General features: G+C 72.6%; 10 protein-coding genes. 8 read left to right on the forward strand and 2 right to left on the reverse strand.

Features of this window, described 5'->3' with window-relative positions; translation table 11 throughout:
- Positions 1-561: 561 nt before the first annotated feature.
- Positions 562-1,737, reverse strand: a complete 1,176-nt coding sequence (locus V6U90_RS26140; protein ID WP_334441951.1) for an ROK family transcriptional regulator — start codon at positions 1,735-1,737, stop codon at positions 562-564.
- Between the two features lie 171 nt (positions 1,738-1,908).
- On the opposite strand from V6U90_RS26140, the gene V6U90_RS26145 reads away from it, so the two are divergent.
- Entirely contained in the window at positions 1,909-3,369 is a 1,461-nt protein-coding gene (locus V6U90_RS26145) for a glycoside hydrolase family 3 N-terminal domain-containing protein (protein WP_442933673.1), read from the forward strand.
- A 70-nt stretch (positions 3,370-3,439) separates the two neighbouring features.
- The gene (locus tag V6U90_RS26150; RefSeq protein ID WP_334441953.1) at positions 3,440-4,528 is read left to right on the forward strand and encodes a hypothetical protein; all 1,089 of its coding nucleotides are present in this window, start codon (positions 3,440-3,442) and stop codon (positions 4,526-4,528) included.
- Between the two features lie 70 nt (positions 4,529-4,598).
- Here the strand turns inward: V6U90_RS26150 and V6U90_RS26155 are convergent, their stop codons facing one another.
- Positions 4,599-5,291: a GNAT family N-acetyltransferase gene (locus V6U90_RS26155; RefSeq protein WP_334441955.1), complete on the reverse strand. Its 693-nt coding sequence runs from the start codon at positions 5,289-5,291 to the stop codon at positions 4,599-4,601.
- A 165-nt stretch (positions 5,292-5,456) separates the two neighbouring features.
- Between V6U90_RS26155 and V6U90_RS26160 the strand changes: the two genes are divergently transcribed.
- The 6 genes from V6U90_RS26160 (at position 5,457) to V6U90_RS26185 (ending at position 10,999) form a co-directional block, all read left to right on the forward strand.
- Positions 5,457-6,152: a response regulator transcription factor gene (locus V6U90_RS26160; RefSeq protein WP_334441971.1), complete on the forward strand. Its 696-nt coding sequence runs from the start codon at positions 5,457-5,459 to the stop codon at positions 6,150-6,152.
- The gene (locus tag V6U90_RS26165; protein WP_334441957.1) at positions 6,145-7,167 is read left to right on the forward strand and encodes a sensor histidine kinase; all 1,023 of its coding nucleotides are present in this window, start codon (positions 6,145-6,147) and stop codon (positions 7,165-7,167) included. The genes V6U90_RS26160 and V6U90_RS26165 overlap by 8 nt, the downstream gene beginning before the upstream one ends.
- Positions 7,168-7,281: 114 nt before the next feature.
- Positions 7,282-7,440, forward strand: a complete 159-nt coding sequence (locus V6U90_RS26170) for a hypothetical protein (RefSeq protein ID WP_334441959.1) — start codon at positions 7,282-7,284, stop codon at positions 7,438-7,440.
- Between the two features lie 324 nt (positions 7,441-7,764).
- Positions 7,765-8,100, forward strand: coding sequence for a hypothetical protein (locus V6U90_RS26175; RefSeq protein WP_334441961.1), 336 nt, complete (start codon positions 7,765-7,767; stop codon positions 8,098-8,100).
- A gap of 182 nt (positions 8,101-8,282) precedes the next feature.
- Complete coding sequence (locus V6U90_RS26180; RefSeq protein ID WP_334441963.1) at positions 8,283-9,110, forward strand: DUF72 domain-containing protein; 828 nt, start codon at positions 8,283-8,285, stop codon at positions 9,108-9,110.
- A 212-nt stretch (positions 9,111-9,322) separates the two neighbouring features.
- Positions 9,323-10,999, forward strand: coding sequence for a GDSL-type esterase/lipase family protein (locus V6U90_RS26185; protein ID WP_334441965.1), 1,677 nt, complete (start codon positions 9,323-9,325; stop codon positions 10,997-10,999).
- Positions 11,000-11,319: the final 320 nt, after the last annotated feature.

The following is an 11,319-nucleotide window of genomic DNA, read 5'->3' on the forward strand; positions in this document are numbered from 1 at the left end:
GCGTAGGAGCGCAGCACGGCCGCCGCGCCGGTCACGTTGGCCGCGTCCCGGGTGCGCAGCGCGTCGACGTCCAGCCCGGTGGCGGCGACGGCCTCGTCGAGGGTCCGCACCTTCGGGTTGCGGGTCAGGTGCATCACGCCGTACCCGCCGGAGAAGCTGGGGGCGCCGCCGTGCCCGTCGAGGTGCGTCTCGGCGTAGCCGAGGGCGACGAGCAGGTCCCGGGGTACGTCGTGCCGGGTGGCGGCGGTGTCGAACGCGGCGGCGAGGGTGCCGGCCGCCCGGGTGGTGTCGGTCGGTGCGGCCGTGGCGGGTTGGCCGGCCAGGGCCGTGGCCAGGATGAGGGCGCCGCCGAGCAGTTGGCTCGTGCGGCGTAGCGGGCTCCGTACAGTCACCGTCACTCCTTACGCAGTTGCGCGGGGGTGCCTCCAGCGGCCGGACCCCGGGTGACGGAACCGTATAGCGAGATGTCTATCTATGTCGAGACCTTGCAGAAGCCTTCCCGTTGGTGAAGAATTTCTTCACATGTGCAGCGAGCGGTCGGCGGGGCCACCCTCCGACGGTTCAGCCGACCGTGGACCCGAAGACCTCGTCCCGGACCGCGTCCAGCGCGGTACGCAGCGCGCCCCGCAGGATCGGCTCGTCCGGCACCCCGGTCGGCACCACCTTCGGCTTGACCAGCGTGATCGCCGCGACCTCGTGCTGCACCCGGTCGGCCAGGGCCGCACCACCGGCCTGCCCGACCTCACCGGCGAGCACCACCAGCGGCGGGTCCAGCACCACACAGGTGCTGGCCACCCCGAGCGCCAACCGGCGGGCCAGTTCGTCGAGCATGCTGCCGCCGGCCGTACCGGCGCTGATCGCCGCCCGCACCGCGTCCGCCGCCGTCGCCGCCTCAAAGCCCTTCTCGGCGGCCACCTCGCGGACCGCGTCCGCCCCGGCGAGCTGCTGGAACGCCGGCTTCGCCCGGCGGGAGACGTCCCTCGGGATCGGCACCCCGGGCACCGGCAGGTAGCCGATCTCGCCGGCCGCCCCGGAGCTGCCGTGGTGCAGCCGGCCACCGAGCATGATCGCCAGGCCGAGGCCGGCCCCGACCCAGACCAGCACGAAGTCGTCCACGTCCTGCGCCGCGCCGGACTGCGCCTCGGCGACCGCCGCCAGGTTGACGTCGTTCTCGAAGACCACCGGGGTGTGCAGGTCCTCCCGCAACGCGGCGAGCAGACCCCGGTGCCAGCGGGGCAGGTTGAAGGCGAACGTCATGTCACCGCTCGCCGGATCCACCAGGCCAGGGGTGCCCAGCACGATCCGGCGTACGCTGGCCAGCTGCGCCTGGGCGCTGCCGGCCACCTCGACCACGGCGTTGTGCACCACGCCCACCGGGTCGTCGGTGTCCCGGGTGGACTGCTCCACCCGGCCGATCACCGCCCCGGTGATGTCGGCGCAGGCGGCGACCACCCGGTCCGCGCCCACGTCCACGCCGATCACGTGCGCACTGCCCGGCCGGACCGCGTAGAGCTGCGCGTTCGGACCACGCCCGCCGGCCTGCTCGCCGACCCGGGTGACCAGGCCGCGTTCCTCCAGCCGTTCGACCAGCTGACTCGCGGTGACCTTGGACAGGCCGGTGGCCGCACCGAGCTGCGCCCGGGTGAGCGGTCCCCGCTCCAGCAGCAGCTCCAGCGCGGCCCGGTCGTTCAGGGCACGGAGCAGGCGTGGGGTACCGGGCAGCCGGGTCGAACTCATGCCATGTCCTCGAAATTCAGTAAGGTTTGCTCACAGTTACGTGGGCTGTAAGACGAGTAGCCGTAGCGTAATGGTCGGCGGTGAACGGGGCGGTCAGACGACCCGGCAGCACCGACCTGCGGGACGGCTGCTTCCGGGTACGACACTCGCACCCGGAGCAGCGAAGGGAAGATGACCACCGTGCGGACCGATCCAGCCCTCCGTCGACTCGCGCTGGGCACCCTGCTCGCCGCCTTCCCCGGCGCCACCGCGCCGGACTGGGCGGTCGAGTTGCTCGGCGAGGGTCTGGCCGGGCACACCCTCTTCGGTACCAACATCGTCGACCCCGACCAGGTCGCCGGGATCACCGCGGCGCTGCGCGCCGGGCGACCGGACGCGCTGGTCGCCATCGACGAGGAGGGTGGCGACGTCACCCGGCTCGCCCACGCCACCGGCAGCCCGTACCCGGGCAACGCCGCGCTGGGCGCGATCGGCGACACCGCGCTGACCCGGCGGGTGTACGAGGCGATCGGCGCCGAACTCGCCGTACTGGGCGTCAACGTGAACCTCGCACCGACGGTGGACGTGAACACCGCCGACGAGAACCCGGTGATCGGTACCCGCTCCTTCGGCGCGGACCCGGTCCGGGTGGCCGCGCACGCCGCCGCCGCGGTCACCGGCCTCCAGGCCACCGGGGTCGCAGCCTGCGCCAAGCACTTCCCCGGCCACGGTGCGACGGTCGCCGACTCCCACCACGAGCTGCCCACCGTCGACGTGCCGGTCGACCTGCTGCGGGCCCGTGACCTGCCGCCCTTCGCCGCGGTGATCGCCGCCGACGCCCGCGCGATCATGACCGCACACATCCGGGTACCCACGCTGACCGGGGACGCGCCGGCCACGTTCAGCCGGTCCGTCCTGGTCGACCTGCTCCGCGCCGAGTACGGCTTCACCGGCACCGTCATCACCGACGCGTTGGAGATGAAGGGGGCCGCCCTGGCCGCCGGTGGTGTCGGACCGGCGGCGGTACGCGCCCTGGCCGCCGGCGCCGACCTGCTCTGCATCGGGGCGAAGGTGGACGCCACACTGGTGGAGCAGGTGGTCGCGGTCATCCTGGCCGGGGTCGCCGACGGACAGCTCCCCCTGGCCCGGCTGGAGCAGGCCGCCGCCCGGACCACCGAACTCGCCACCTGGGCGCGGCCGGTCGTCGGCCCGCCGACGGTCACCACGGATCTCGGGTACACCGCCGCCCGCCGGGCGGTCCGGGTGGAGGGGATCCTCGCCGACCTGTCCGCACCGCTGGTGGTCCGCCTGGTCAGCGACTCGACGATCGCCGAGGGGCGGGTGCCGTGGGGGCTCGGGCCGCACGGCGTCGAGGAGATTCCGGTGGCGGTCGGCGAGACCTCGGTCGCCGCACTGCGGGAGCGGGCCGGGTCCCGACCGATCGTGCTGGTCGGGCGGCACCTGCACCGACTGCCGGGGGCGGCCGACCTGGTGGAGGCACTGGCCGCGGCCCATCCGGTGGCCGTGCTGGAGATGGGCTGGCCGTCCCGGTGGCGCCCGGCGGCGGCGCGCGCGTTCGTCACCACGTACGGCGCCAGCCACGCCAACGGCCGGGCGGCGGCCGAGGTGCTCGGCCTGGTCGACGCCGGCTGATCCCCGACCCCGGGCCGCACCCTCACACACCCGGCTCGACCAGGTGATCCCGTGCCCTACCCTCGCGGTCATGTCCCGTCGTGAACGCCGTCGGCGTCGAAACCAGCGGCACGCCACCCAGGTGACCCCGGTGGTGAGCGGGCGGAGCCCGGCGCCCGCCACACGCCGGCCCTCCGCACCGTTCGGGGTGTTCCTGCTGGTCGCCGTCCTGGGCACGATCGTCCTGGCGGTGGTCCTCCGCGACCCGCTGAGTGGCCGCATCCGCGAGATCGCCTGCGTGGTCACCGGTTGCACCGGCACCGGCATGGCGACGGCGGGTTGGCTGGTGATCTCGCTGTGGCTCTTCTACGCGGTGGGGATGCTGCTGGCCTTCCCCCGGCTGGGCATCCCGGCCCGGATCGTCGCCGTCCTCGTCGGGTGCGCGCTCACCGTCCCGGTGTTGACCTTCACCCCGGGCAAACGCGGCCGCTCGTTGGCCAACATCGTCGACGGGGTCGGCGCGGAGGCGTTCAAGACCGGCGTCCGCTGGGGCTTCGCCAGCGTGGCCCTGGCACTCGTCGCGGCGCTCCTCGTCTCCCGGGAGCGATCCCGCTCGGTACGGCAGGCCTTCGGTGCCGGGCTCGTGGTCGTCTTCAGCCTGGCGATGCTTGGCGTGGCGGTGGTCCGCGCCGAACCGGTCCGGATGACCGCCGCGCAGACGGTTCCCGAGCCGACCTTCACCGCCGCCGGTGACACGCTGCGCCGGGGTGCGGCCCGGGACCTGGCGGGATGCGCTGGCGTGCTACCTGACGACACGCTGCTCGACGGCTGCCTGCGTACCGTGCGGGCGAGTTGGACCACCGACGACAGTGACGCCGTCGTCCACCTCGCGGCGGTCTTCTTCCCCGGTTACCCGCGGGTGCACGACGCCCTGCGGCGGATCCCGGACGGGCTCGGCCAGACCGGGGTGGACGGACCGGTCCTCACCAGGGTCGAAGGCAGTGCGCACTGGCTGCTGCTCACCAGCGTCGGGCACGCCGACCGCCGCCCGATCGCCGCCGCCGACCAGGGTCACCTGCGGTGGGCCGTCGAGCAGGTCACCCACCGGTTCATCGGGACCTACCTGGACCAGCCGTACGAACCGGAGCCCGAGAACGGCATCGGCCCCCGCACCCCCTGACCGGCACGGTCAGGCCGGGCGCGCACCGGGCCGCACGGGACGCCTCCCGGCCCACCCTCGCGTCGTCGGGTCAATCCGGGAAGACGCCGTACGACCGCCAGCCCCGCTCGGCGAATCCGGCCGCCTCGGCCACCCGGGCGGAGGCGGCGTTACCCGGATCGTGCTGGTAGATCGGCACGGCCCCCTCGTCCAGCACCCGGCGCGCCGCCTGCGCCGTTAGCCGTCGGGCCAGGCCCCGGCCCCGGGCGTGCGGTGCGGTGCCGACCGCGAGTTCGTGGCCGTACGCGTCGTGCCGTTTGATGCCCACCCCGGCGAGGTAACCACCCGTGTCGTCCCGGACCACCAGCACCTCCCGGTCGAACCAGCGCAGCCAGGACGGAAGATCCGCCTCGGCGGGCGACACCCAGCGGCCCGCGTCCGGCAGCGGGGTGGGGGCCAGGGTCCAGCGGAACACCCCACGGTGCACCGGCCAGTCGTCGAAGCCCACCGCAGCCGGCAACTCCGCCAGGAGCCGGTCCAGGGGGCGGCCGACCGGGGCGGGCAGGGCACCGCAGCGGGTGGCCAGCCGCCGGACCGGCTCCACCCGGGGTGGCGGTACCGACAGCACCGTCCCCTCGGGTGCAGCGACCGCGACGGCCGGGCGGGTCCGCCCGTCCCAGGCCGGCGAGATCCGCCGGTGCGACCGCACCACCTGGAACGGCTGCCGGGGCGGCCACTGGCCCAGCCAGGTCGCCAGGTGCAGATAGAGCCGGCGGTCCACCATCAGGTCCGCACCACCCTCCCGCGCCGGGGCCTTGATCGTTCGCAGCGTACGCCGGACCCGCCGGAGCGGCGTAAGAACCTCGCAACCTCTCCGGGCGACCTCTGGCCGGTGACGCGTGACTACGCTGGCCCGACGGGCGACAGCCGGACGAGTCGGGTGGTGACGGTGGCGCAGCGGGTGCTGGTGGTCGACGACGACCGGACGGTCAGCGACGTGGTCTGCCGCTACCTGGAACACGCCGGTTACGCGGTCAGCCACGTCGGTGACGGGGCCGCCGCACTCGCCGCCGTGGCCCGCGAGACGCCGCACCTGGTCGTACTCGATCTGATGCTGCCGGAGGTCGACGGCCTGGAGGTGTGCCGCCGGTTGCGGGCCCGGCCGGACGGCGTGCCGATCGTCATGCTGACCGCCCTCGGTGACGAGGCCGACCGGGTCCTCGGCCTGCAACTCGGCGCCGACGACTACCTGACCAAACCCTTCTCCCCCCGGGAACTGGTGCTCCGGGTCCAGTCGGTGCTCCGGCGGGCCGGTGGCGGGTCGCCGGCCGACCGACCGGAGGTGCTCTCCGACGGCGGCCTGATCGTGCGGACCGGCCCCCGGGTGGCGCAGTTGCACGGCCGGGAGCTGACCCTGACCCTGCGCGAGTTCGACCTGCTCGCCCACCTGATGCGGCATCCGGGGCGGGCGCTGAGCCGGGCGGAACTGCTGGAGCGGGTGTGGGGCTGGAGCTTCGGCGACCAGTCCACGGTGACCGTGCACGTCCGCCGGCTGCGGGAGAAGGTGGAGGCCGACCCGGCCGACCCACGGCGCATCGTGACCGTGTGGGGCGTCGGCTACCGGTACGAGCCGGCCGATGCGTGACCTGGCGCTGATCTTCGGGATGGCGCTCGGTGCGGCGCTCGGCGTCGGCCTGGCCGGTGCCCTCCTGCTCCGGCTGCTGCGCCGCCGCTCGATCACTGTGCACATCTGCGCCCTGCTCGCGGTCACGGTGACCGCCGTGGTGGCCGGGGTGGCGGTGGTCGCCGAGGCGATGTTCCTCTCCCCGCACGACCTGGAGGTGGTGCTGATCACGGTCGCCGCGGCGGCCACGGTGAGCCTCGGGGTGGGCTGGCTCTTCGGTCGCCGGCTGGCCGCCGCCGCGGTCTGGGCGGACCAGGCCCGGGAGCGGGAACGGCAGTTGGAGAAGGGACGGCGGGACCTGGTCGCCTGGGTCTCGCACGATCTGCGTACCCCGCTGGCCGGGTTGCGGGCGATGGCGGAGGCGCTGGAGGACCGGGTGGTCCGCGACCCGGAGACGGTCGACGAGTACCACCGGCGGATCCGGGTGGAGACCGACCGGATGACCCGGCTCGTCGACGACCTGTTCGAGCTGTCCCGGATCAACGCCGGGGCGCTGCGACTGTCGCTGTCCCGGGTGCCGCTCGGCGACGTGGTCTCCGACGCGCTGGCCGGTACCGCGCCGCTGGCCGCCGCGCGACGGATCCGGCTGGTCGCCGCCGAGTCGGGCTGGCCGGTGGTCACCGCCAGCGAGCCGGAGCTGGCCCGGGTGGTGGCCAATCTGCTGCTCAACGCGGTGCGCTACACACCGGAGGACGGCACGGTACGGGTCGACGCGGGCCAGGAACGCGACGGGGCCTGGTTCTCGGTCGCCGACACCTGCGGCGGGATCCCGGAGACGGACCTGCCCCGGCTGTTCGACGTGGCGTTCCGGGGGGAGCCGGCGCGTACCCCCAGGCGGGGTGGCGGCTCCGGAGGCGGCTCGGGTGGGCTCGGCCTGGCCATCGTCCGGGGTCTGGTGGAGGCGCACGGTGGCCGGGTCGATGTCCAGAACACCGGCGACGGCTGCCGGTTCGTGGTCCGGTTGCCGGCCGCCTGACCGGGCCGCTTGATGTCGGTCTGGGTGACCGCCAGCACGCGCCACCCGCCGGGCAACCCGGCAATTTTATATTTATGTCGTTACATAGGTAAATTGATTTGACACCGTCATGGGATGCCCTTCTCCGACCAGCACCGTGACGACCACCGGGGCGACCGCCCACCCCCGCCCGCGCGGTTCCCCATCCAGGACCGGTACGACGGGCTCCGGAGCAGCCCGCCCTGGCACCGGGTGGACGAGTCGCCGGCCCCACCGGTGCCACCGGGCCGCTGACCAGGCACCATCCACCCACTGACCAGGCACCATCCGCCCGCCGACCCGGCACCATCCGCCCGCCGATCCGGCGCCACGGGGCCACCCCGGCCGGCATCGGCCAACGGGTGCCGGCCGTCGCCCACAATGGACTGTGCGTGCCAGCCGGCGGCGGGACCGGGTCAGGGCGGATGCTGTTCCCCCACGGATCCGTAGCTGCGGTATCTCGGGCGCCGCCGTACCGTCGTACCGCCGGATTGACCGATGCCGCGCATTGCCCTTTCCGGACCGGCCGGGCGGTCACGACACCTCGCTCGCGGACGCCTCCACCTACCGTCGGGAAGCATGACGGGGACTCAGACGGCGGTGACCGTCGCCACGGCGATCCTGCTGACCATCGCGGCGCTACGGGCGGTCCACCGGCAACGCTCCACCGGCCGGTCCGACCGGGAACGGGCCCGGGAGGCCCTCCGGCAGCTCAACCGGGACCGGCGGCGGCGTTCCGGGGTCCGCCAGCGTGGCACCGGCGACCACTTCTGGCGGACGAAGGTCAACAAGTGGGACGCCGACCGGCCCTGGACCAACGAGACCGACGGCACGGGCGGACCCGGGGGCGGGTACGGCGACAGTGGTGGCGGGGGCGGGTACGGCGACAGTGGGGGCGGCGGCTCGTCGTGGTGAGCCGGCGCTGAGGCAACGGGCGGGGACCGGTCCCTGCCGGATACCGTACCTCCGGCGCGGTCGACGGCCCGGCGGCTCGAACCGGGTCACGGGCTCGGCGGCGGTGGGCGGGTCGGCGCCGCTCCGGGCGCGGATCATCGGTGGGAGGGGTCGGAGCCATGCGTCTTCACGTGGGATGCGCGATGTGGACCCACAGGTCGTGGCAGGGGCGTTTCCTGCCGCATCCGCTTCCGTCCCACGAACGCCTGCGCCACTACGCCGGCTGGTGCAACGCGGTCGAGGGGAACACCACGTTCTACGCGACCCCGGCCAGGGACACCGTGGCCTCGTGGGCGCAGCAGACCGACCCCGACTTCCGGTTCGTGGTCAAGCTGCCGAAGCTCATCACCCACGAACGCCGGCTCACCGAGATCGACGAGCCACTGCGAGAATTCCTGGCGGCGATCGAGCCGCTCGGCCCACGGGCCGAGGCCCTCTGGGTCCAGTTGCCGGGCTCCTTCGCGCCCGGCGATGTCCCCGTCCTCGCCCGCTTCCTGCGCCGGCTTTCCGACTCCCACCGGTACGCCGTGGAGGTCCGTCATCCGGCGTTCTTCGACGACCCCCGCTCGGCGCGGCTCCTGGAAGGGGTACTCACCGCCGCCGCAGCCGAGTGGGTCCCCTTCGACACCACCGCGTTCTTCCAGAGCCCGCCGACCAGCGACGCGGAACGGGAGGCGTGGACCAAAAAGCCCCGCATGCCGCTCCGGTCGCACGCGCTGACCGACCGGCCGATCGTCCGGTACCTCGGTCGCGACGACACCGCGCGGACGGTCGAGGGCTGGCAGCACTGGGTCGACGTCACCGCCGGGTGGCTGCGCGAGGGCCGCTCGCCGACCGTGTTCATCCACACGCCGGACAACGCCGACGCGCCGGCGCTCGCCCGCCGGTTCCACGACGAGGTACGGGCGCGGGTTCCCGGCCTTGCGCCACTGCCCCAGCCGGTACCGGTCGAACCGCTGACCCTCTTCTGACCGGCTTGGTCACCCCGCCGATGAATGCACGCACCCGGTCGGTTCCGCTGGCCGGCACAATCGACGGCCTCGCTGGTCGCGCTCACCCTCGGCAGGCCCGCAACCTGCTCATGGGCCTCGGCGAGCGGGCCGGCCACCCGCAAGTGTTCATGGTGATTCACGCCGTTCTTATCTAGGCTGGCGACACTAACTCCCCGAAAGCGGAGGTAAACGTGAATACGCGAAGAACCACCGGCCGCGCGGCCTTGATCATGTCCATCGTGGTAGCTCCGTTACTGAGCCTGACACCGCCGGCGGAGCCGCTGCTCGCCGTGCCGACCAGCTCCGTCGGGACGTTCTCCGTGGCTGCGGAGGAGGAGTCGGTCACCCTGACGCTGGACGCGTCCCAGGACCAGATGCGCCAGATTCCGGTCACGCTGCGGGTGATGCCACTCGGAGACTCGATCACCTATGGTGTGGAGAGTTCCGACGGGAACGGCTACCGCGACGAGTTGTACGGCTACCTGAAGGACAGCGCGCAGGGCGTTGACTTCGTCGGGTCGGTGCAGGCCGGCTCGATGAGTGACCGCGACAACGAGGGCCACCCGGGCGACCGGATCGACGAGATCGCAGCCTTCGCCGATTGTAGCGTGCCGCGGTATCAGCCGAACGTGATCACCCTGCACGCCGGCACCAACGACATGAATCAGGACTACTACCTGTCGTCCGCGCCTACCCGGCTCAAGAATCTGATCAACCAGGCGCTGGCGGACTCACCACGTGCCACGGTGCTGGCCGCCAAGCTCATCCCGACCGGCAAGGCCGGGCTGCAGCCGCGCATCGACGCATACAACGCGGCGCTGCCCGGTGTGGTAGACGACCTGCAGCGCGAGGGCAAGCACGTCCTTCTGGTGGACATGAGTCGGGTGCTGGTCAGCGACGGACTGCAGAACGACGCACACCCGACGGACGCGGGCTACGCCAAGATGGCCGACGCCTGGTACGGTGCCGTACTCGAGGCGAACGCCAAGGGCTGGCTTCAGACCCCGCTGGCCGAGAACGCCCCCACCGTCTGCGACACCGTTCTCGGCGAGGGATGGCACGCGCTGGGCGTGATCGCCCCCGGATACGGTGTCAACATAGGCCGCACGATCATCACCGAGCTCAATGGCGACCAGCGGGCCGACTACCTTCAGGTCGGTCAGGACGGCAGGTTCCGCGCATCGGTGAACACCGTCGGTACACCCGGGCAACCCGACTGGGTGGACGTGGGCGTGTACGCCCCGGGAGCCGGAACGATCGACGTCCTTGGGGAAGAGGTGCGGTTCGCTGACATCAACGGGGACGGACGCGACGACTACCTCGCGGTCAGTTCCGACAGCAAGGTGCGGGCCTTTCTCAACTTCCCCGGGTCGGGTAGCCAGCTCAAGTTCGTCCACGCGGGGATCGTCTTCAGCGAGGAGTCGTTCAACCGGAACAACCTCCGCTTCGCGGACGTCACCGGGGACAGGCGCGACGACATCCTGCGGGTCAGCGCGGAGGGCGCGGTCCACGCGTACGTCAACCTGTGGACCTCCACCGAGCCAGTGCCCCAAGAGTGGCGGCTGTGGCTCAACTGGGCCGGCGGCACCCAGGGCTCATCGCTGGAAGCCGTTCGGTTCGCCGACGGCGACGGCGATGGCCGAGCCGACTACCTGCAGGTAGGCTACGACGGCTCGGTGCACGCCTTCCTCAACCGTGGTGGCGGGGGCAACGGTAGCTTCGAGGCCCGCTACAACTGGGCCTACGCGTCCAACTATTCCCGCAGGTACATCCAGTTCGCCGATATCAGCGGTGACGGCAAAGCCGACTATCTGGTCGTCTACGACGGCGGCGCGGTCCGCGCCTGGCTGAACCGCGGCGGCAACTAGACACCGTCCTAGGTACCGCGGCCCGGTCCAGATAGTCGCCGCAAGAGTGGGTGCGGCCTGGCATCCTCCGGCAACTTCGTCGGCGCGCACAGCCAGGCCGCACCGCTGCCGAGCGATCGATGCAGCCTCTGGCGACGCAGCGCGGAAGCAAAACCGTCGCGCCCGTGCTGATGGGGTGCCCAACGTCCGAGCACCGGCGGAGCACCACGCGATCAGCCGACGGAGCCGTCAGGTCGGGCGGGATCTTCCTCGTCGATTAGCTCGCGGCGCCATGCCGCGAACCGGCCACGGAGGTTGTTCAGCGCCTGGCCGGTGACGCC

Origin of the sequence: Micromonospora sp. CPCC 206060, from assembly GCF_036906895.1 — a bacterium.
GTDB lineage: Bacteria > Actinomycetota > Actinomycetes > Mycobacteriales > Micromonosporaceae > Micromonospora.